This is a genomic window from Streptomyces sp. NPDC097595, assembly GCF_044761525.1.
Lineage (GTDB): Bacteria > Actinomycetota > Actinomycetes > Streptomycetales > Streptomycetaceae > Streptomyces > Streptomyces drozdowiczii_A.
In genome coordinates this window covers 192,232-214,207 of sequence record NZ_JBIWCN010000014.1, presented here as the reverse complement: position 1 = coordinate 214,207, position 21,976 = coordinate 192,232, and the positions used below count along the sequence as shown (strand labels likewise).

At 73.8% G+C, this 21,976-nt stretch carries 10 protein-coding genes; all 10 read right to left on the bottom strand.

From position 1 onward, the window contains the following. Positions 1–110: 110 nt before the first annotated feature. The 10 genes from ACIQZN_RS22530 to ACIQZN_RS22485 all read right to left on the bottom strand — a co-directional run bounded on the left by ACIQZN_RS22530 (position 111) and on the right by ACIQZN_RS22485 (position 21,864). On the bottom strand, positions 111–1,943 hold the full coding sequence (locus tag ACIQZN_RS22530) for a N,N-dimethylformamidase beta subunit family domain-containing protein (RefSeq protein ID WP_403996665.1): 1,833 nt from the start codon (positions 1,941–1,943) through the stop codon (positions 111–113). A 65-nt stretch (positions 1,944–2,008) separates the two neighbouring features. Further along, positions 2,009–3,436, bottom strand: coding sequence for a condensation domain-containing protein (locus tag ACIQZN_RS22525; RefSeq protein ID WP_403996638.1), 1,428 nt, complete (start codon positions 3,434–3,436; stop codon positions 2,009–2,011). Then, positions 3,433–3,699 (bottom strand): acyl carrier protein, encoded by a 267-nt coding sequence (locus tag ACIQZN_RS22520; protein WP_403996635.1) that lies wholly within the window; start codon positions 3,697–3,699, stop codon positions 3,433–3,435. The genes ACIQZN_RS22525 and ACIQZN_RS22520 overlap by 4 nt, the downstream gene beginning before the upstream one ends. Further along, a complete protein-coding gene (locus ACIQZN_RS22515; RefSeq protein ID WP_018520704.1) occupies positions 3,696–3,902 on the bottom strand; it encodes an MbtH family NRPS accessory protein in 207 nt (68 codons plus the stop codon). The genes ACIQZN_RS22520 and ACIQZN_RS22515 overlap by 4 nt, the downstream gene beginning before the upstream one ends. A gap of 4 nt (positions 3,903–3,906) precedes the next feature. After that, positions 3,907–6,924, bottom strand: coding sequence for an amino acid adenylation domain-containing protein (locus ACIQZN_RS22510; protein ID WP_403996632.1), 3,018 nt, complete (start codon positions 6,922–6,924; stop codon positions 3,907–3,909). Beyond that, a complete protein-coding gene (locus ACIQZN_RS22505) occupies positions 6,921–8,423 on the bottom strand; it encodes a class I adenylate-forming enzyme family protein (RefSeq protein WP_403996629.1) in 1,503 nt (500 codons plus the stop codon). The genes ACIQZN_RS22510 and ACIQZN_RS22505 overlap by 4 nt, the downstream gene beginning before the upstream one ends. Then, positions 8,420–13,957 (bottom strand): amino acid adenylation domain-containing protein, encoded by a 5,538-nt coding sequence (locus ACIQZN_RS22500; RefSeq protein ID WP_403996626.1) that lies wholly within the window; start codon positions 13,955–13,957, stop codon positions 8,420–8,422. Before ACIQZN_RS22500 ends, ACIQZN_RS22505 begins: the two co-directional genes overlap by 4 nt. Further along, positions 13,954–17,238 (bottom strand): amino acid adenylation domain-containing protein, encoded by a 3,285-nt coding sequence (locus ACIQZN_RS22495; RefSeq protein WP_403996623.1) that lies wholly within the window; start codon positions 17,236–17,238, stop codon positions 13,954–13,956. The genes ACIQZN_RS22500 and ACIQZN_RS22495 overlap by 4 nt, the downstream gene beginning before the upstream one ends. A 306-nt stretch (positions 17,239–17,544) precedes the next feature. Further along, the gene (locus tag ACIQZN_RS22490) at positions 17,545–19,158 is read right to left on the bottom strand and encodes a glycoside hydrolase family 13 protein (RefSeq protein WP_403996620.1); all 1,614 of its coding nucleotides are present in this window, start codon (positions 19,156–19,158) and stop codon (positions 17,545–17,547) included. Positions 19,159–19,293: 135 nt separating this feature from the next. Further along, positions 19,294–21,864 carry a carbohydrate-binding protein gene (locus ACIQZN_RS22485; RefSeq protein WP_403996617.1) on the bottom strand — a complete coding sequence of 857 codons (2,571 nt, stop codon included), beginning with the start codon at positions 21,862–21,864 and terminating at the stop codon, positions 19,294–19,296. Positions 21,865–21,976 lie beyond the last annotated feature (112 nt).

The window sequence follows — 21,976 nt, the reverse complement described above, 5'->3', positions numbered from 1 at the left end:
GTCGCAATCCACACCGAACCCGGAAGGCCCTCACCCGTTCAAGATCCCTCAGCCGAGATATAACTCACCCGTCCACAACCTCCTCGGACAGAACAACGGCCCTGTCCGGGTCATGAGCGGCGCGGCGGTCCATGGCTGACGAGGAGGCCGTCCCGCGTCGCCGCCAGCAGTCGTCCCGCGTACGACGCGAGCGCCCTACTGGCCGGGAAGGGGCCCGCCGGTTCGAAGGGGGTTTTGGTGACGACCGGCGGGCGGGTCAGCAACGCGTCCGGGCCGGTCGCGTAGAGACGCGCGTTGAGCACGGTCAGCGATGCCGCCCCGCCCGCGGGGCCCAGCACCGTCCACGGCGCGTCCGGGTGCGGTGCGGGCCGCCCGTACAAGGTGTCGTCGTGCGGGGTCACCGCGAACAGCGTGTTGTCGCACATCGCCAGCCCCGTCGTGCCGGCGGGGACCTCGCCCACCGGGGTCCAGGGCGCCGGCCCGGGCACCGGGTCGCGTACGAGCAGCCGGTCGTCGGTGTCCACGGCCAGCAGGGCCAGCGGCATGGGGTGGCATGCCTCGCGCGGGGCGGCCAGGCACCGGATCCGCGGCGCGGGCCCCGGGGCCGGAGGGCAGGCGGCCCACGGCAGGTTCTGGTCGGACGGCTCACGGTGGAGCAGGGTCTCGCCGTCCTCGGCGACGGCGAAGAGCCGCCCCTCGCAGGCGGCGAGCGCCCGCAGCCCCGGTGCCTGCCCCACGGCGTGCCAGGCGGGCTGCGGAGCCGTAGCGCCGAGACGGTCCAGCACGTTGCGGGTGATCCGGTCCACCACCGGATCGGCCAGCGCCCGGCCCCAGTTGATGGTGGCGGCGTTGAAGACCGTACCGGCGCCCAGCCGGAAGACGCCCATGGTGGCCCAGCCGCCCTGCCCGTACGTACGCCAGTGCCGCAGGTCGGCGGTGGCGAGCACGGCGAACGAGCGCGGGGTGCCGTCCCGGCCCGTGGCGCGGGGCACCCCGGCCGTCCAGTCGAGTTCGGCGGCGTCCGTCTCGTACCCGAGGGCGCCCCGGGCGAAGGTGTCCCCGTCGCGGAGGCCGGTTCCTTCGAAGACCCAGTGGCCGGCGAACCGGACCGTGTAGGACTCGCGGCCGATGAGGCCCATGCCCGCGCCCCAGGAGCCGGCTCCGTTGCGGAAGCTGACGCCGGTCATCGCGTTCTCGGGGCGGTCGACGGGCGAGCTGGACCACTCGACGGTCGTGAGGCGGGGGTCGGGGACGGGGTCGGACGCGGCGTCGCGATGGCAGACCATCGTGCGGCCACCGTCCTCCAGGCGCATCTGCCACCAGGCCGTGTTGCCGGCGAAGAAGGCGAGGTTGCCGCCCTTGCGGGCGAAGGTCTCGACGCTGTCGCGCATCCCGGCCGACCAGTACTCGTCGTGCCCGTTGACGACCAACAGGCGGTAGGGGGCGAGGAGTTCTTCTCCGTCGTCCAGATCGAGACCGGAACAGAACTCGACCGGATAGCCGGCCCCGGGCAGCCAGCGCAGCAACGGCTCCTCCCAGCGCTCGGGCGGCGGGCCCCCTCCCGGGTCGGTGAAGGACACCCGGGCGGCGCGGCCCGGTTCCTCGGCGTAGTAGAGGCTCCGGCCCGGCTGCCCCGCGCGGTGGTAGGCGCGCCAGGTGGCGAAGGGGATGGAGACGAGCACGGACGAGGTGGCCGCGGGCCGCGCCGCCCGCACGACGAACCACACCTCGTGTTCGGCGTCCCGCTCCGGTTCCGGCGTCTGCGGACGGGCGTCGTGGAACCGGGCCACGTACAGCGAACTGGGCCAGTCGTGCGGGATGTCGAGGGTCCACTCGGTGCCGTGCACGGACGCGCGGGCCATCGGGCGCCCGGTCACGGCGTCGGAGACGATGACGTGGCCGGTGAGCGGGGTGCCCTCGCCGGAGGTCACCGCGAAGCGCATGGACCCGCCCTGTACGCAGGACGTCGTCCCGGCACGGGCGAGGGGTCTCGGGGCCGGTTCGGCGCTCACCGGGCGGCCTCCTCGGTCTTCGTGAGGAGTGTGGGCAGCTCCGTCAGAAGGGGCGGGTTTCCGGCCGACGCGGTCACGACGACCTCCTCGATGGCGCGCAGATGGGCGTGGATGGTGTGCGGCGGCAGATACGCGGTGTCGGCGGTCAGGGTGACGGTGAGCGCGCTGTCGTCCCCGCTGACGTGCAGGCAGTACCGGCAGGCCACGCGGTCCTGGGTCGCGGGGAAGTCCAGGACGCCGCGGCGGCTGAGGGCGGCGGACTCGTCCGGGCGCGGCGCGGGGCGGGGCGCTGCCGGGCGCTCCACCAGGCGCATGTCGTTGAAGCAGCAGTACGGATGGACCTCGGTGCCGCGCTCCGCGGACATCCGGTCCAGCAGGGCGTCGAGGTCGGCGGGGTCGTAGGAGGCGGCGCGGTATCCGGCGAGCGCGGCCGGCCAGGCGCCCGCCAGCAGATCCGTGAAGTCGGCGTCCGGCCCCGCCTCGTCCATGCGCAGGATGAACAGCGCGTCCTGGGACAGCGTGCTGACCAGGGTGCGGTGGCCCTCGGCCGCGCGGTTGCCCGCGATCGGCATGACCGCCGCGACCGGGTGGCCCTGACCGGCGGCGACCAGGGCGGCCGAGGCGGTCAGCAGCACCGTCGAGCCGCTGACCCGGTGCGCGGCGGCCAGCGCCTCGACGGCCCGGGGAAGCGCGGCGGAGACCAGCCGGCCCGTCCAGAAGCGGGGCGTGCTCGGCTCGGCGACCGGCGCGGGGAACATCGTCGGGGACGCCGCCCGCAGCCCTCTCTCCCAGTGCGCGAGCGCGGCCCGGCCCGCGCGGCGGCCGGCCGGGGACGCCTGATGGCGCGCCAGGTCGAGAGGGTTCGCGGCGCAGGCCGGTCCGGCCGACCCGCGGCGGGCGAGCAGCCGCAGATCGCGGACCAGGACCTCGGCGGCGTGCCCGTCGGCTGCCAGATGGCACAGCGCCAGCACGGCGTGCGTGATCCGCCCCGCGTGCCGGACGGCTCCGAACCGTACGGGCCACTCGCCCGCGTAGTCGAAGCGGTGGGCGGTCAGCGACGACAGCAGGGCGTCGGCGGCCGTCGCGGCTTCCTGCGGATCGTCCGCCTCGACGACACGGATTTCCACCTGCCCTTCGCCGTGCAGGCGTTGGCGCGGCTCCCCGCCCTCGTCCGCGATCCGGGTGCGCAGCGCTTCGTGACGGACGAGGAGCGCCGTGAGCGCGTCCGTCAGCCGGGGCAGGTCCACCGGCGCGCCCCGGTCGGCGAGCGGCAGGACGCGGCCGATGTTGAAGTAGTGGTCGTTGGGCCGGGTGCGCCCGATCGCGTGCCAGATCGCACGCTGGCCCCAGGTCAGCGGGGCATCGCCGCTCCGGCCGCCAGCGAAGGCGAAGGACGCGGTGGCGTGCGCCGTCGCCGCCGTCACTCGGTGCCCTCGGCGGCCAGGGCCCGCACTCGGGCGGTCAGGCCCGCGAGACCTTCGGTGTACAGCGCCCGGTCGCCGAGGTCGATGAGGACGCCGTACTCCGACTCCAGGCTGTCGGCGAGCCGCAGCAGGGACAGCGAGCTGACGCCCAGCGCGGCCAGGGGTTCGGTGGAGTCCATGAGCTCCGCGGCGCCGAGCCGGCCGTCGGTGGCCCGTTCGACGAGCCGGGCGACACTCTCCGGGGTGGGGGCGGGCGCGGTCACCGGGCGGCCTCGTCGGCCAGACGGCGGCGCAGGCTCAGGGGGCGGATGTCCGGCCACACCCGGTCGACGTGCGCGACGCATTCCTCCTCGGTGCCGGTGAAGCCCTCCGCCCGCCAGCCCGCGGGCAGTTCGGCGCCCTCCGGCCAGAGGGCGTGCTGCTCCTCGTCGTTGACGGCCACGAGGTAGCGGCTGGGTTCGGTCATGGTGCTACTCCTTGCGCAGTGCGGTGACGGCGGCGGCGATGCCGCGCACGGTGGGGGCGTCGAAGAAGACGTCGAACGGGAGGTCCACGCCCAGGGTGCGGTGGATGCGGGCGGCGATGGCGGTGATGGTCAGGGAATGGCCGCCGAGGTCGAACAGGTCCTCGTCGCAGCCGAGATCGTCCAGTTCCAGGACCTCGCGCCAGATCGCGAGCACCGCTTCGGTGGTGGGGTCGGGCCCGGTTCCCGCGCCGCCGCCCGCCGCGGGTCCGCGCGCCGGGACCGGCTCCGGAAGCGCGGCCCGGTCCAGCTTGCCGTTGGGGGTGAGCGGGAACGCCTCCAGCACCGTGTACGAGGCGGGGACGGCGGCGGCGGGAAGCGCGGCGGCGAGGTGGGCGTGCAGCTCCTGGGCCGTGGGCGCCGGGCCGGCCGGGACGACATAGGCGCTCAGCCTGCGCTCGCCGTCCGCGCCGTGCACAGCGGCGGCGGCCTGCGCGACCGAGGGGTGCGAAGCCAGCCGGGCCTCGATCTCGCCCAGTTCGATCCGGTGGCCGCGCACCTTGACCTGGTTGTCCGAGCGGCCGATGCAGACGAGGCCGCCGTCGGGCAGGCGCCGCACGAGGTCCCCGGTGCGGTAGAGGCGCGCGCCCGCAGGTCCGTACGGGTCGGGGACGAAACGCGTGGCCGTCAGGCCGGGGCGGTGGCGGTAGCCGTGCGCCAGACCGGCGCCGCCGAGGTAGAGCTCGCCGGGCAGTCCGTACGGGACTGGGCGCAGCCGGGCGTCCAGGACGTAGGCGCGGGTGTTGGCGAGCGGTTCGCCGATGAGGACCTGGCCGTCGTCGCCCGCGGCGGGCTCCGCCAGGGTGGACCAGATGGTGGTCTCGGTCGGGCCGTAGACGTTCACCAGTCGTTTGCTGACGGTGCCCAGCTCCGCGGCCAGCGCGGGTGGCAGCGCCTCGCCGCCGGACAGTGCGGTGAGTCCGGACGCGTCGTCGCCGAGCCCCGCGTCGAGCAGCAGCCGCCACCCGCTGGGCGTGGCCTGGACGTGTGTGACCCGGTGGCGATCGATGAGCCCGAGCAGCGCGGGCCCGTCGCGGTGGCCGCCCTCCGGCACCAGGACGACGCGCCCGCCGCTGATGAGGGGCAGCAGCAGTTCGACCGCCGAGATGTCGAAGGACAGCGAGGTGAGCCCGAGCCAGCGGTCGTCGGGGCCGGAGCCCAGGTGGTCGCGCAACGCGCCCAGGACGTTGGCGAGCGCCGAGTGCGGCACCTCCACGCCCTTGGGGCGCCCGGTCGAGCCGGAGGTGTAGAGCACGTACGCGGGATGGGCGGGCGTCGGGCCCGGGGGCAGCGCCGGGGTGTCCGGGCCGACGGGTGCCAGGGCCTCCGGGGTGAGGTCGCCGGGCCCCTCGGGGCGTGTGGTGACGCGCAGCGCGAGGCGGGAGTCGACCCTGAGGAACGCCAGCCGTTCGGCCGGGTGGTCGGGGTCGAGCGGCAGATGGACGGAGCCGAGGACCAGCGAGGCGAGGAGGGACACCAACTGGTCGCGCCCGCGAGGCAGTTCGATGCCGACGAGGGTGCCGGGTCCCGCGCCGTGCCTGCCCAGCGCGGCGGCCGCGTGTGCGACCAGGGCGGACAGCTCCCGGTAGGTCAGGGTCTCGTCGCCGCAGACGACGGCGGTCGCGTCGGGGCGGGCGGCCACCGCCTCGGCGAACAGCGAGGGCACCGTGCGCCGGGCGAGTTCGGGCCGCGGAAGCGGCGCTGCCAGTTGCGCGGCCCGTTCCCCGGGTGTCAGCAGCGGCAGATCGCCGACCGGGGTGTCGGGACCGGCCAGTACGCCGTCGAGGAGGGCCGTCCAGTGGTCCGCGATCCGTCGCGCGCCGTCGGCGGTGAGCGCCGCCGCGCGGAACTGGAGGCTTGCTTCGACCTCCGTACCCGAGTCGACGAGCTGGAGGTGTGCCAGGTTGCGCGCGGTGCCGCAGAAGCCGAGCCAGCGGACCTCGGCGCGGACCTCGGCGCCGAAGTCGGGGCGCGGTCGCTCCGGGCGCCGCCGGTAGCTGAGGGAGAGCGGGGTCAGCGCGGTGCGTGGGGTCAGTCCGCGTACGGAACGGCCGAGCGGGACGGCCCGGTGCCTGTACAGGGCGCGTAGTTCGGCCCGCACCGTCCGGGACCAGGACGCGAAGGGCGCGTCGAGGTCGGCGGTGGTGAAGAGGGGCAGCTCGTTGACGGCCAGCCCCACGCCCGTGGCCGTGCCCGGCGTACGCAGCGACAGCTCGATGGCCGTGACGGGGGCGGCCTCGCCGTAGCGGGCGAGCAGAGCGTGCCAGGACGCGGTGAGCAGTTCGAAGCGGGTGAGCCCGAGCCGTTCGGCCGTGGCGCCCAGCAGCGCGGCCCGCTCGGGGCCGAGGCTCCACGCGACCTCCGCGCCCGGAGCGGGAGCGGTACCGGCCACCGAGGAGACCACGAGCCCCGGCAGCGCGGGAGCGGCCGGATCGCGCCAGCGGGTGGCCCAGTACGCCTCGGCGTCCGTGAGGGCGTCGGGGGACGGTGCGGCGGCCGGCTGCGGGGCGGCCGGAGCCGGTGGCCCGCCCCGGTAGGCGGTGGCCAGGTCGTCGACCAGCCGGTCCTTGGACTCGCCGTCGAAGACGAGGTGATGGGCGGTCAGGACCAGGACGTGCCGGACCGGGGACAGCCGCAGGAGTACGAAGCGGTGCAGCGGGCCGTGGGCGAGGTCGAAGGGCAGGGCCCGTTCCTGGGCGAGCAGCGCGTCGAGTGTGCCGTCGGTGCACTCGACCGTGCGCGGGTGCCCGGGTCCGGGTCCGGGCCGGGGGGTGCCGTCTGCGGCGAACACCGTGGTGAGGGACGGGTGCTGGGCGGCGACGGCGGCGCAGCCCCGGTTCAGGCGGCTGGTGTCGAGCGGGCCGACGAGACGCACGGCCAGGGTCAGGTGATAGGCGGAAGCGGTGTCCAGGGTGCGCTCGGTGAGCCAGACGCCGTGCTGGGCGGAGCTGAGGGTCGCGTTCACAGGATGGCCTCGGGGTGGTCTTGGGCGAGGATGCGGCGCAGTTCGCGTTTGAGGACCTTGCCGGCCTCGTTGCGCGGCAGGGTGTCGTGGAACAGCACGGTGGCCGGCAGTTCGTGGACGGCCAGCAGGTCGAGCAGGAAGGCCCGCAGGGCGGTGGTGGTCAGGCCGTCGTCGGCGACGACCACGGCGGCGACGACGCTTCCCAGGACCGGGTGCGGCAGTCCGAGGGCGGCGGCGTCCCGGACCAGCGGATGGGCGTGCAGGGCGTTCTCGACCTGGAGGGTGGAAACCTTGTGGGCGCCCGACTTGACGACGTCCCGCTCCCGGTCGAGCAAGTGGAGGAAGCCCTCCTCGTCCACGCGGCCCAGGTCGCCCATGCGTATCCAGCGCCCCTGGAAGGCCTCGTCGTCCGCCTCACCCACGTACGCCCGCGGAGCCGCGGCCGATCGCAGCCACAGCTCTCCCGGCCGCCCCGCGGGCAGCGGCTCTCCCCCGGGTGTGGTCACCCGCAGGTCGGCCAGGGAGGCGGGACGGCCGGGCGAGTCCGGGCGGGCTGGGTCGAAGAGCAGGGTGACCTGGGCGGGGGCGGCTTCGGTGGAGGTGTAGTAGTTGACGATCTGCGCCTTCGGGAAGGCCCGGACGAGTCCGAGCGCGACCGGCTGAGGGAGGGCGGCGGCCGTGGAACCCACCAGGCGCACGGCGTCGCGCGCACCCGATGACCCCGCGTCGGTGAGCGCGGCGGACGCCAGCAGTTCGATCGCCATGGCCGGTACGAGGAACACGCTGCCGATGTCGTGCTCCGAGAGCAGGCGCAGGAAGCGGGCCGGGGTGAACTGCGGGGCCGTGACACAGGTGGCGTACGCGTTCAGCGCGTTGACCAGCATGGTCTGCCCGGCGTTCGTGCCGACCGGGAAGGCGTGCAGGAAGGCGGACGAGTGACGCAGCGGCCGCCTGCGCTCGTCCAGGGTGCAGCCGTACGCCAGGTTGGCGTGTTGGGCTCCGACCGCCTTCGGGGTGCCGGTGGTGCCGGAGGTGTAGAGGATCTGGGCGAGGTCACCGGGCGCGGGCTCGGGCAGGTCGGGCCGGGAGGGGTGGCCGTCGGCGTCGGCCTCCGTCAGCACGGTGGTGCCCTTCGGCAGCGCGGGCGGGATGTCCCCCGTGCCGTGCAGCAGGAAGCGGGCCCGCGTGTCCGCGAGCACATGAGCGGTGGTGGCGGGCGCCGTCCGGTCGGACAGTGGGACGGCCACTCCGCCCGCCCGCAGCACCGCGAGGAAGGCGACGGCGTATTCGGTCCACCGGGCCGTGCCGTGGTGGAGCACCACGCGGTCCCCGGGGCGCACCCCGGCGGAGCGCAGCGCGCAGGCGTACGCCCCCGACCGGGCGTGCCAGGACGCGAAGTCGAGCCGTTCGCGGCCGGTGATCAGGGCGGTGCGCTCGCCGTGGGCGGTGGCCCGGTGGGCGAGCAGGGCGGGCAGTGTGGTGGCCGCCGTCGCTGTCATGTCCGGCTCTCCTTCGCGCGGCGGGCGGCGGCGATACGGGCACGCTCGCGCAGACCGACCAGATCGTCCGGCTCGGCCTCGGGCACGTCGCGGTCGAAGCGCGCCAACACCGGAAGGCGCAGGCCGAGCGCGACCAGGCCGAGCATGGCGCACCCGAAGAGCACGTACATCAGGGCGATGCCGCGCCCGGGTCCGGTGCCGATCAAGGGGCCGAAGACGGGGGCGAGCGCCCCGCCGGGCTCCATCAGGGGCCCCAGCACCGAGGAGCCGAGCGGGGCGATGATCCCGTGGCCCAGCGGCAGGGTGGACCAGGCGACGAGGGTGTTCAGGGCGAAGACGCGGCCGTGGAAGCGCTGCGGGACCTTGACCTGGACGATCGTGGAGTAGACGCCGTTGACGAGGGAGAGCGCGAACGACATGCCGAACGCTCCGGCGGCGATCACCCAGAGACCGGCGTGCAGCCCGGTGAGGGCCCCGGCCAGGGCGAGCAGTGCGGCGAGGCCGAGCATGCCGCGCAGCCGGTGGCGCCGGGGGCCGCCCCAGAACCCCATGACGACCCCGCCCAGGATCGCGCCCGCGCCGCCCGCCATCGCGACCCGCGCCGCGCCCTGGAGGTCGTCGAAGGCGAGGACCAGCGGGGTGATGAGCAGGAAGAGCGGGGAGAGGAAGAGGTTCAGCCCGGCGAACCACAGCAGCATCGCCCGGAAGCCCCGGTTGCGCCAGGAATGGGCGAAGCCGTGCCGGATCTCGGAGACGAGGGACTCGCGCCGGGTCCACGGCAGCGTCCGGGGGAACTTGACCGCGAGCAGGACGCCGATGGCCAGGACGTAGCTGACCACGTCGATGACGAGGATGCCGCCCAGACCGATTGCGGCCATCAGCGCCACGGCCACCAGCGGTACGACGAACTGGGCTGTACCGAAAGCGAGTTGGACGATGCCGTTGGCGTGGCCGAGGTACTGCTTGGGTACCAGCTGCGGGACCGCCGAGGCGTAGGCGAGCCGTTGGAAGGTCAGGGCGAGGGAGAGCACGCCCAGCAGGACGTACACCTCCCAGGAGTGCAGGTTCCCGGTGAGCAGCAGGGCCAGGAGGCCGGCCTGCGTGGTGCAGGCGGTGAGGTCGCCCGCGAGGAGCACGGTGCGCCGGTCCAGCCGGTCGACGAGGGCGCCTGCCAGCGGGCCGACGAGGATGCCGGGGACCATGGCGATCACCGCGTAGAGCGCGTACCGGGTGAGGGAGCCGGTGTTCAGCAGGATCCAGAGCGGCAGCGCGAACTCGGTCAGCGCGGAACCGGTGATGGAGACCAGCTGCCCGCTCGCGACCGCGAGGAACCGTCGCATGCTGGGTTCGGGCCCGGCGTCGGACTCCGCTTCCTCGGCGGGGGTTTCCGTGCCGGACTGTTCGGCCGCCGCCGTCACCGGCCCGGTGTCCGCGTGGAACCACCACGAGTGCCGTGGATCGCGGGCGGGCAGCTCGTCGGTCACTCCGTCGCGCACCGCGAGGTGCACGGTGGTCACCGCCTCGGCGACCTCGGTGGCCCGGTACTTGAGGAAGAAGTGACCGCCCTGGTCGAGCACGGCGACGGCGGAGCGCTCGGCCAGCAGCAGCCACTCGCGGTAGCGCTCCTGGTAGAAGTCGGCCGCCGGGTCCTGGTCGCCGATGAGGCAGATGAGCGGGGCGCGCAGCCGTGGCGCTCCGGCGGCCACGTCGACGATGGCGCGGGTGAAGTAGTCCTCGGCGGCCTGGGTGTCCCTGCGCATGTTGCCGATGATGAAGGCGGCCTGCTCCTTGTCGAGGTCGGAGGTGTTCACTCCGAGCCCGATGAGCCAGTTCGCGTAGACCCGGTCGCCGAGCAGCGGTTCGAGTGAGGCGACGCGGCTCAGCGCGTTGAGCACCCGGCTGCGTGGCCGGGCGAAGGGGAACTGGGCTCCGGCGTAGACCGCCTCCAGCGGGTGCCCGGCGGCTTCCAGCAGCCGGGAGACCGAGATCGCCAGGGCCGTGCCGACCGCGCAGTGCCCGTAGACCACGACGGGCCCCTCGGTCCGCTCCCGTACCTCCGCCGCGATGCGCTCGGCGAGTTCGTCGAACGGCACGGATTCCTCGGTGACACCGACGTCGTGGCCCGGTACGGCGACCGCCCACAGCTCGGTGTCGGCGGGCAGCGCGTCGGCGACGGGTTGGTAGACGACGGGGCTGCCGCCGCCGTACGGCACGCAGACGAAGGTGCGGGTGCGGTGGGCGGCGGACACGGGCGGGGTGAGCCGGTGCAGCAGCGGCCTCGGGGAGTCGTCGCTCTCGTCCCGGGAGGCGACGGCGGCCAGGTCGCGGACGGTGCGGTGGGTGAAGAGGTCCATGACGCTGACGGGCCGGGCGCCCGCCTCGGCCAGCCGGGCGCGGGCCCTCGCGACGACCTGGGTGGCCAGGAGCGAGTGGCCGCCGATGTCGAAGAAGTCCTCGTCCGTGCCGACCTCCGTCAGCCCGAGCACCTCGCCCCAGACCCCGGCGAGCAGGCGCTCCACCTCGGTGGCGGGCCGGGTCGCGCCGGACCGCCGCAGCTGCGGCGCGGGCAGGGCGCGGCGGTCGAGCTTCCCGTTGGGGGTGAGCGGCAGGGCGGGGACGACGGCGACCACCGAGGGCACCTGGTGTTCGGGGAGCACCCGTTTGAGGGCCGTACGCAGCCGGGCCGGATCGGGCTCGTCCGGGCCGTCGGCCACGACGTATCCGACGAGGCGCTGGTCGCCGGGCCGGTCCTCGCGCAGGACGACCGCCGCGTCGGCGACGTGGGGCTGGGCGCGCAGCGCGGCCTCGGTCTCGCCGGGCTCGATGCGCAGCCCGCGCAGCTTGATCTGCGCGTCGACGCGGCCGAGGTGCTGGAGGGTGCCGTCCGGGAGGCGGCGGGCCAGGTCCCCGGTGCGGTAGAGGCGGGAGCCGGGCGGACCGTACGGGTCGGGGACGAACCGGGCCGCGGTCTGGCCTGGCCTGCGGTGGTAGCCGAGGGCCACGGCGGTGCCGCCGATGTGCAGTTCTCCGGGGGCCCCGGGCGGCACGGGGCGCAGGGCGGCGTCCAGCACGTACAGCCGGGTGTTGTCGATGGGCCGTCCGATCGGCACCGTCTCCAGGGGCCCGGCGCACTCCCACGAGGAGACGTCGACCGCCGCCTCCGTCGGTCCGTACAGATTGGCGAGGGCGCAGTGCGGCAGCCGGCCGGTCAGTTCGCGGGCCGTGTCGGGCGGCAGGGCCTCGCCGCTGCTGATCACGCGGCGCAGCGTCGTGCACCGTTCGACGCCGTCCTCGGCGAGGAAGACGGTCAGCATGGCGGGCACGAAGTGCGCGACGGTGACACCCGTGGTGGCGATGAGGTCGAGCAGGTAGCCGGCGTCCTTCTGGCCGCCGGGCTTGGCGAGGACGATGCGCGCACCGGTGGTCAGAGGCCAGAAGAACTCCCACACCGATACGTCGAAGCCGACGGGGGTCTTCTGCAGGACGGCGTCGTCGGGTCCCAACCGGTAGGTGTCCTGCATCCACTGGAGGCGGTTGGCGATGGCCCGGTGGGTGTTGGGCACGCCCTTCGGGCGGCCGGTGGAGCCGGAGGTGTAGATGAGGTAGGCGGGGTCGTCGGGGGTGGGTCCGGCCGGTCCGCGGCGCGAGCGGGGCGGTTCCTCGGGGTCGTCCAGCAGCATGATCTGCGCGGTGCAGCCGTGCGGGGTGGGCAGTCCGCGCTGTGTGAGCAGGACGGGCGCGTCGCTGTCGGCGAGGAGGAAGGCGAGGCGTTCGGCGGGGTAGCCGGGTTCCAGCGGGGCGTAGGCCGCGCCCGTGCGCAGGATGCCAAGCAGGCCGGCGACGAGTTCGGGTGAGCGCTCCGAGCAGATGGCGACGAGGCCGCCCGGACCGATGCCCTCGGCGGCCAGCCGGGCGGCGATCCGGTCGGCCCGCTCGTCGAGCTGCCGGTAGGTGAGGGCGGGCCGGCCCTCGACGGCGACGGCGACCGCGTCGGGGGTCCGGGCGATCTGCTCGGCCACCAGGGCGGTGAGGGTGGTGGGCGGACGGTCCGCAGCGGTGTCGTTGTACCGCTCGGTCTCGGTCTCGCGCTCCTCCGGGGTGGGCCCGGCGAGGCCGGAGAGCGGGGTCTCGGGGGCGGCCGCCACGGAGCGCAGGATCCTGCCGAGGTGATCGGCGAGGCGTCCGATGTCGGCGGGGTCGAAGAGGTCGGTGTTGAAGTTGAAGGAGCCGTGCAGCCCGTCGGGCCACTCCTGGAGGAAGAGTTCGAGATCGAAGCGGGTGCCGCTGGCCCGTACCCCGAACGGCTCGGCGCTCAGGCCGCCCGCCGCCGCGGCGTCGCGCTGGGTGGCGTAGTTCTGTACGGCGAGCACGGCCTGGAAGACGGGCGGGCGCGAGACGTCGCGTGCCACCTTCAGCTCGCTGACCAGCTGCGCGAACGGCAGTTCCTGGTGCGCGTAGGCGTCCAGGCAGGTTTCGCGGGTGCGGCGCAGGAGCTCGGCGAATGACGGATCGCCCTCCAGTCGGGCCGGCAGCGCGATGACGTTGACGAACATGCCGACCAGGTCTTCGAGTTCCGGCTCGGTGCGTCCGGCGACAGGGGAACCGACGGCGAAGTCGCGCTGGCCGCTGAAGCGGGCGAGGAGGATCTGGAAGGCGGCCAGCAGCACCATGTGGACGGTCGCGTCGTGGAGCCGGCCGAGCGCCGTCAGGCGGTCGAGCAGGGCGCGGTCGACGAAGAACGCGTACCCGGCGCCCTCGAAGGTCTGGCGGGGCGGGCGGGGGCGGGAGAAGGCGAGCTCCAGCGGTTCGATCCCGGCGAGTTCGCCGGACCAGTGGGCGACCTCGGCCGCGAGCCGTTCACCGCTCAGCTGCTCGCGCTGCCACAGCGCGAAGTCCCCGTACTGCACGGTCAGTTCGGGCAGCGGATCGGGTTCACCCGCGACACCGGCGGCGTAGTGGCGCAGCACATCGCCGAGCAGGACCTCGCTGGACCAGCCGTCGCTGACGCTGTGGTGGACGACCAGGAGCAGGACGTGGTCGTCGGCGGCCAGCCGGATCAGCAGGGCCCGCAGCAGCGGGCCCCGCTCCAGGTCGAAGGGGACGGCGGACGCCTCGTCCACCAGGCGTTCGGCCTCGGCCGGTGACGAGGCCACGGCCTCGGTGAGGGCCGCCGGGCCGGGCGGGTCGATGACCAGCAGCGGGCGGCCGTCGTCGGTGGCCGGGTAGCGGGAGCGCAGCGTCTCGTGCCGGGCGACCGCCGCGTCCAGGGCGGCGCGCAGCAGGCCGGCGTCCAGCGGGCCGCGCAGCCGCCGGACCACCGGGATGTTGTACGCGGCGGTCCCCGGGGCGAACTGCTCCATGAACCACAGGCGTTCCTGCGCGAACGAGAGCGGCACGGGCGTGTCCGGATCCCGGCGCGGGATGGTGGCCCGGGCGGCGGGGCGCGCCGACAGGCGGCGGCGCAGCAGTTCCCGCTTCGCGGCCGTGAGGCGGGCGGCGGCTGGTTCCGCCGGGTGGGCGGTGTCGGCGCTCATGAGCGGGGCCGGCTTCCTTCCAGTGCGTCCTGCGCGGCCAGCAGCTCTTCGGCGTCCGTGTCCGACAGGGCGTCGATCTCGGCGGCCAGAGCGGCCTCCACGGCTTCGGCGAAGGCGGCGCAGGTGCGGTGGGTGAACAGGGTGCGCAGAGGGACGGCGAGGTCGACGGAGGCGCGGAGCCGGGCGATGACCCGCGTCGCGAGGAGCGAGTGGCCGCCCAGGTCGAAGAAGTCGTCGTCCGCGCCGACCGGCCCCGAGCCCAGGACCTGGCGCCAGATGTCGGCGACCAGTTCCTCCGCCTCGGTCCTGGGCTCCACGAAGGCGGCCCGCACGGGGGGCGCGCCGCCGGGGTCCGGCAGGGCCGCCCGGTCCACCTTGCCGTTGGGGGTGAGCGGCAGGCGGTCGAGCACGGCCCAGGCGCCGGGGACCAGGTGCGGGGGCAGCACGGCGGCCAGTTCCGCGCGCAGCCGGGCCGGGTCCGGCGCGGGCGCGTCCGGGGCCGGTACGACGTGGGCGACGAGTTGGTCGTCGCGGGCGTGGACCACGGCATCGGCCACGCCGGGCAGGGCGGTGAGCGCGGCCTCGACCTCGCCGGGCTCGACCCGGAAGCCGCGCACCTTCACCTGGCCGTCGAGCCGGCCCAGGAATTCCAGCTGTCCGTCGGCCCGGCGCCGGACCCGGTCACCGGTCCGGTAGCGACGGGCCCCCGGCGGTCCGTCCGGATCGGGCACGAAGGCGCGGGCGGTGGCCCCGGGGCGGCCCAGGTAGCCGTCGGCGACCCCGGCCCCGCCGATGACCAGTTCGCCGGGGGTGCCGGGTGGGACGGGCGTGCCATGGCGGTCCAGCACGGCCAGGGTGGTCGCGCCGATCGGGCGGCCGATGGGCGGCCTGCGCAGCCCGTCCGTCGCGCCGAGCTCCGCCGTGGTGGCGATGACCGTGGTCTCCGTCGGGCCGTAGGAGTTCACCAGCCGCACGGTGTCGCCGAACCGGGCCCGCCACGCGGCGACCGCTTCGGCGCGGAGTTGGTCGCCGCCCAGGACGACCAGGCGCAGGGTGTCCGGCCACGGGGTCTCGGCGAGGTCGGCGACGAGGTGGTGCCAGTAGGGGGTGGGCAGGTCCAGGACGGTGACCCCCGCCGCGTACGGCTCGGCCAGCTGGTCGCCGAGGGCCGCTCCGGGGCGGGCGGTGACGAGGACCGCGCCGGACGCCAGGGCCGGGAAGATCTCTTCGGCGCTGGTGTCGAAGGAGAGCGAGGCGCTGTGCAGGACCCGGTCGCTCTCGCCGAGGCCGTAGCCCTGACGCATCCAGGCGACCCGGGCGGCGAGCGCGCGGTGCGGTACGAGGACGCCCTTGGGCGTGCCGGTGGAGCCCGAGGTGTAGATGACGTACGCGGGATCGTCCGGGCCGGCCTCGGTGGCGGGGTCGGGAGGCGGACCGGCCTCGGTGCCGGGGCCGGGAGGCGGGCCGGACGGGTGGCCGGGGACGGCGGACAGGACGGGGACATCGGTGGTGAGGCCCGGGACGGGCGCGCCGTCCGCGGTCAGCAGGACCGCCGCCCCGCTGTCCCGCAGCATGAAGTCGAGCCGTCCGGCGGGGTATTCCGGGTCCAATGCGAGGAAGCCCGCGCCGACGCGCCAGGCGGCGAGCATCACGACGACCGGCCTCGGTCCCCGGGGCAGGCAGAACGCGACGAGGTCGCCGCGGCGGACCCCGGCTGCCAGGAGCCGGGCGGCCAGGGCGCGGGAGGCGTCGACGAGCTGTCCGCGCGTGAGGGTTTCCCCGGGGCCGACGAGGGCCGGGGCATCGGCGGCCCGGGCCATCCGGTCGATCGCGGCGAGGACCGTCGGGGGGTGCTCCGGCAGCGCGGGCCCCGCCGCCTCGTCCCGCAGCAGCGCCGACTCCCCCTCGTCCAGCAGGGGCAGCAGGTGCACGGGCGTGTCGGGCTCCTCCAGGGCGGCGCGCAGCAGGATCTCGAAGCGGGCGGCGAACCGGGCCACCTCCGGCGCGTCCAGGAGGTAGGTGCGGTAGCCGAAGACCGCGTGCAGGTCGTCACCGTCCGGGCGGACGTCCAGGCTCAGTTCGAACTTGGCGGCGGTGTGGCCGCCGTCCCCCTCGGCGCAGAGGAGGTCCGCGAAGCGGTGCTCGCCCAGGTCGCCGCCGCTCTGGGTGTGCACGGTCAGCAGCGTCTGGAAGACGGGCGTACGTCCGGTGTCCCGGTCCTGCCGCAATTCCTCGGTGAGTCGTTCGAACGGGACGCGTCCGTGTGTCAGGGCGCGGAGCCAGTCGCCCCGGATCTGCCGCAGCAGGGCGTCGAAGGACCGGGTTCCGGAGAAGTCGGCGCGCAGGACGAGGGTCGAGGAGAAGTAGCCGACGGTCCGCTCGCTGTCGACCGTCGTGCGCGCGGCGGTGGGCACGCCCACGCAGAAGTCGTCCTGGCCCGTGCAGCGGTGGAGGAGGAGTTGGTAGGCCGCGGCGATCACCATGAAGGGGGTGAGCCGGCGGGCACGGGCGAAGCTCTCCACCGTCCCGCCCAGACCGCGCAGGACTTGGGTGCGATAGGCACCCCGGCTGCTCGGAACGGAAGGCCGGGGGCGCTCGGTGGGGAGCGCCAGGGGCTGGGCGCCGTCGAGCAGCCGGCGCCAGTGGTCGAGGGCGGCGGCGGCCTCCGGGCCGTCCAGCCAGGCGCGCTCCCCGGCGGCGTGCGCCAGGTAGGAGGGCGGATCGTCCAGTGCGGCGCCTCCGCCGGTACGGAACGCCGAGTACAGCGCGGCGAGTTCGGAGCGCAGCAGGCCGAGCGACCAGCCGTCGGCGACGATGTGGTGCACGACCAGACAGAAGGTGTACGTGTGCTCCCCGGTGCGCAGCAGCGCGGCACGCAGCAGCGGCCCTTCCGCCAGGTCGAACGGCCGGTTGGTGAACTCCCCGATTCTGGCGGCGGTTTCGGCCTCCGCGCACCCCCGGAGATCATGGCTCTCCCAGGGGACCGGGGCCGGTGGGTCCACCACGACGTACGGACGGCCGTCGACGGCGGGGAAGCGGCTGCGCAGCGCCTCGTGCTGGCCCGCCACCGCGTCCAGCGCCGCGCCGAGGGCGTTCGCCGAGAGAGCGCCGGTGAACCGGAGCACGAGCGGGATGTTGTACGCCGGGTCCCCCGGCTCGAACTGGTCCAGGAACCAGAGGCGTTCCTGCCCGACGGAGAGGACGGCCTCGGCGGGGGCCTGGGCCTCCGGCCCGGATGCCCCGGGCGTCGCGGAGTGGGGCCGCTGGCTGGAATCGGGCATGACGCTCCTGGGGGCCGGGTCGCGGCGGTCCGGCCGCCTGGCTGAAACCGTATGCATGCACGGCCCGTGCGGGTGATGCGTGGGGAGGGAGGGACAGCTGCCCCGGGAGGGTGCCGTGATGCCGCAAATGCTAGAGAGCGACCGAACGGCGGGTCAATGGTCTGGACCAAATTGCTAGGGGTCCCGCTCAAACACCCCACGGCCCGGATCAGGGGAAAACGGCCGAAACCTGCCCCCGCGCCCGCGCCACAGACGTGACCGGGCTGTGGTGTCACGAGGTGTGACACCACAGCCCGGTGTGCGGGTTCAGGCGGTACGCAGCCAGACGCTGGTGTCGACGGGCAGCACGCCCTGGCTCAGCGGCTGGGACGAGACCAGGACCTGGGCGTCGTCCGGGAGTTGTACGGGGGTGGCGGAGAGGTTGACGATGCAGGTGAAGCTCTCACCGCGGGTGAAGGCGAGGACGTCGGGCGCGTAGTCGAGCCACTGCATGGGCCCGTCCCCCAGGGCGGGTTCGGCCGCGCGACGGGCAAGTGCCCGGCGGTAGAGGGTGAGCATGGAGTGGGGGTCGGCGTCCTGGGCGGCCGCGGTCAGCCGCGCCCAGGTCGCGGGCTGCGGGAGCCAGGGGGATGCGGCGCTGTCGGGGCTGAAGCCGTAGGGCTCGGTGGTGCCGCTCCAGGGCAGCGGGACGCGGCAGCCGTCGCGGCCGGGATCTTCTCCGTTCGTACGGTGGTAGATGGGGTCGTCGCGGCGGTGGGCGGGGATGTCCTCGACCTCGGGCAGGCCCAGTTCCTCGCCCTGGTAGATGTAGACGGCGCCGGGCAGCGCCATGGTGAGCAGGGCTGCGGCGCGGGCGCGGCGGCGGCCGAGGTCTTCGTCGACGACGGGGTTGTACTGGCGGATGCCGGCGGCGGTGCTGGTGTCGGGGCGGCCGTAGCGGGTGACGTGGCGGGTGACGTCGTGGTTGGAGAGCACCCAGGTGCTGGGGGCCCCGACGCCGACGTGGGCGGCCAGGGTCTGGTCGATGACGGTGCGCAGAGCAGTGGGGTCCCAACTGCACCCGAGGAAGTCGAAGTTGAAGGCCGAGTGGAGTTCGTCGGCGCGCAGGTACTGGGCGAAGCGGTCGGGGTCGGCGAGCCAGACCTCTCCGATCAGCGCGCGGGGCTCGGGGTAGGAGTCGGCGACGGCGCGCCAGCCGCGGTAGATGTCGTGGTTCTCGTCGAGATCGACGTAGGGGTGGGGGTCGGGGAAGACGCTGTGGTCGTAGTCGGGCAGGTCCGGGTCCTTGCTGCACATGGCGGCGGAGTCGACCCGGATGCCGTCGACTCCGCGGTCGAACCAGAAGCGGAGGATGTCTTCGTACTCGGCCCGGACGAGGGGGTTGCGCCAGTTGAGGTCGGGCTGTTCGGGGGCGAACAGGTGCAGGTACCACTGGCCGTCGGGCACCCGGGTCCAGGCGGAGCCGCCGAAGATGGACTGCCATGCGTTGGGGGGCAGTTCGCCGTCGTCGCCGCGGCCTTCGCGGAACCAGAACAGTTCGCGTTCGGGTGAGCCGGGCTCGGCGTTGAGGGCGGCGGTGAACCAGGCGTGTTCGTTGGATACGTGGTTGGGCACGACGTCGACGATGATGCGGATGTCGCGTTCGTGGGCTTCGCTGATGAGTTTCTCGGCTTCGGCGAGGGTGCCGAAGCGGGGGTCGATCCGGCGGAAGTCGGTGACGTCGTAGCCGGCGTCCGCCATGGGCGTCAGGTACCAGGGAGAGAACCAGATGGCTTCGATGCCGAGGTGCTGGAGGTAGTCGAGTCTGGAGCGCACGCCCGCCAGGTCGCCGATGCCGTCGCCGTTGCCGTCGGCGAAGCTGCGCGGGTAGACCTGGTAGATGGCTGCGTGACGCCACCAGTCGGTGGTGCGCGGGGTCATGGTGCCTGCCTTCGTATGTGGTGCGAACAGTGCGTGGGCCCGGCCGGCGGGGACTTGGGCCGGGCCCACGGGTCTCTACAGGGTGGTGCGCGGGGCCGGCTGGTGGGGAGGGGCCGGGCCCGGGTTGGGTCGGGGTTACCAGCCGGAGTTGCCGCTGCCGCGCTCGATGGTGAATCCGCCGGTCATGTTGAGGGCGGCACCGGCGGTCCCGGTGATCTTGGTGTTGGAGAAGGTGCCCTTCCCTGCGGCGTTGCCTTCGATGCCGTTGGCTCCGGTCTTGTTGATGGTCAGTCCGTCCACGCGCAGGTCGGAGACCTGCTTCTGCCAGGAGATGAGCAGTCCGCTGTAGGTGGAGTCCTCGACGGTGTTGCTCTTCAGGACGACGGGCTGGGTGATGTCGTGGACGTCGGCGTAGATCCACAGGGCACCGAGGTTGGAGTTCCAGTTCACTTCCTTGCTGCCGGTGCGGCGCAGGAGGTTGCCGGAGACGGTGGTGGTCCCGCTGAACGGTTCGCCGAACCGGGTGGAGACGGTGATGCCCGCGGCGGCGACGACGGTGTCGGAGATGAGGTTGTTCTCGACGCTGTTGCCGTTTCCGCCGTAGACGGCGGCGCCGTTGGCGAGGGACGGCAGCTGGACGGTGTTGTTGCGGAAGGCGCTGTTGGTGACCGCGGCGCCGTCCGACCACATGGCCAGGGCGTCGTCCCCGGTGCCGCGGATGCTGCTGTTGGAGACGACTGTGTCCCTTACCGCGCCGTGCAGGTTGACGCCGTCGGCGTAGGTGTTGCGGATGCGCAGATCGCTGGCCTTGAGGCCGGTGGTCGGGCTGGAGATCCAGAGGCCGACCTTGGTGTGCTGGATCCAGACGTTCTTGATGACGGACCCGGTGCCGAAGTCGCCCTCGATGGCGGCCTGGCCGCCGGCGTCGTCACGGACGGTGTTCTCACCGTCGATCATGAGGTTTTCGATGGTGCTGGTGCCGCCCTGCCCGAACAGGCCTCCCTTGAGGCCGGTGCCGCGCAGCACGGTGTGCCACACGCCCGCGCCGCGCAGCTTCACGCCGGAGAGGTTGATGTGATCGGAGATCTTGTAGGTGCCGGCCGGGAGGAACAGGCCCTTGCCCTGGTTCTTGGCCGTGTTGAGCGCGTTGTTGAGGGCTGCGGTGACGTCCTGGCCGCCCGGTGTGACGCCGAGGTCCGCGGCCGAGACGTAGCCGCTGGGCAGGGTGACGGCGGATCCGGTCTCCTCGGCCTCGATCAGGTCGAGGGTGTAGGAGGCGGCGGTGTCGTCGGTGTCCTTCTGCAGGCGCAGGACGGTGCCGGCGGGCAGGGTCTGGCCGAAGGTGGCGCGGGTCTCGTCGAAGAAGCGGTGGCCCTGACCCTCGCCCGGGTTGTTGGTGTACGGGTAGGCGCCGTAGACCCAGGCGTAGCGGGAGGTGAGGTGGAGGTCGGGCAGGGCCTTGCCGTCGGCGTAGGCGCTGAGGGTGGCGTCGATGCCCTTGCCGTCGCCGCTGTCGGGCAGTGAGTAGCGCAGGTTGACGGCGTTGGCGGGCTTGGTGAGCTTGACCTCGACGTAGTCGCCGGTCTGGGTCAGCTTGACGGCCTGACGACCGGATGCCTCCGAGGCCACGGTGAGGTAGGTGCGGTCGGGGCCGATGGCCGACCCCTTGAAGCTGCCGGCTTCGGCCTCGTAGGTGGTGAACGGCAGGGTGGCACCTACGCCACTCGGGTCCGGCTCGCCCGGGTCGGTCGGGTCGCCGGGGTCGGTGGGCGTGGTGGCCTTCAGGTTGTCGATGTTGACGTTGCCGCTGTCGTTGTCGGTGAAGGCGAGCTTGACCGTGTTGGCGCCCTCGGCGTACGAAACCGGGACGTCGACGGTCGACCAGGAGGCCCAGCCGCTGGTGGCGGGCAGGGTGACCTGAGCGGTACTGCTTCCCACGGTCAGGGTCAGCGTCTTGCTGGAGCCGGTGCCGTTGGCGTAACGGATGGTGAGACTGCCGGCCCCGCCGTAGGCGGACTGCACGCTGGTGGTGAGGGACGCGCGGCCCTTGTTGGCGTCGGTCAGTCCGCCGACGTAGCCGCTGCCGGTGTATCCCGCGTGCTCCTGCTGGCTGACCGCACCACCCGACAGGGTCGCCGACTCCGCCTCCAGCGTGGAGGGGTCCGCGGGGGTCGGGGCGTCCGGCTGTGCCGGGGTGGTGGCCTTCAGGTTGTCGATGTTGACGTTGCCGCTGTCGTTGCTGGTGAAGGCGAGGGTGAGGGTGTTGGCGCCCTGCGCGAAAGTGACCGGCACGTCGATGGTGGACCAGTTCGCCCAGCCGCTGGTTGCGGGCAGGGTGATCTGCTGGGCCGTGCCGCCCGCGGTCAGGGTGAGCGTCTTGGCCGATCCGGTTCCGTTGGCGTAGCGAACGGTGACCGTACCGGCGCCGGCGTAGGCGGACTGGAGGGTGGTCGCGATCGTGGCGCGGCCCTTGTTCGCGTCGGTCAGTCCGCCGACGTACGCGCTGCCGGTGTATCCCGCGTGCTCCTGCTGGCCGACCGCGCCACCCGACAGGGTCGCCGACTCCGCCTCCAGTGTGGAGGTGGCGGCGTAGGCGGGTGCAGGGGTGGCCAGGCTGTAGGAGAGGGCGCCGGTGAGGGCCAGGAGCATGGCGGCGGATATGGCGGCGGTGGGCTTGAGGGACTTGACGGTGCGGAGTTTCGACACGGCTGTGTGTCCTTCCGGGAGGGGGATCGCCCTTGAAAGGTCGGTGGCTGGGGCGAACGGGGTGGCCGGGCAGGTCTGCGGGGCCTGGGTGCGGGTTCGACGTGGGAGGAAC

Coding starts and splice junctions, on each gene's coding strand:
- ACIQZN_RS22530 (WP_403996665.1), bottom strand. CDS start 1,943: ATGCGCTTCGCGGTGACCTCCGGCGAGGGCACCCCGCTCACCGGCCAC.
- ACIQZN_RS22515 (WP_018520704.1), bottom strand. CDS start 3,902: ATGACCGAACCCAGCCGCTACCTCGTGGCCGTCAACGACGAGGAGCAG.
- ACIQZN_RS22505 (WP_403996629.1), bottom strand. CDS start 8,423: ATGACAGCGACGGCGGCCACCACACTGCCCGCCCTGCTCGCCCACCGG.
- ACIQZN_RS22500 (WP_403996626.1), bottom strand. CDS start 13,957: ATGAGCGCCGACACCGCCCACCCGGCGGAACCAGCCGCCGCCCGCCTC.
- ACIQZN_RS22495 (WP_403996623.1), bottom strand. CDS start 17,238: ATGCCCGATTCCAGCCAGCGGCCCCACTCCGCGACGCCCGGGGCATCC.
- ACIQZN_RS22490 (WP_403996620.1), bottom strand. CDS start 19,158: ATGACCCCGCGCACCACCGACTGGTGGCGTCACGCAGCCATCTACCAG.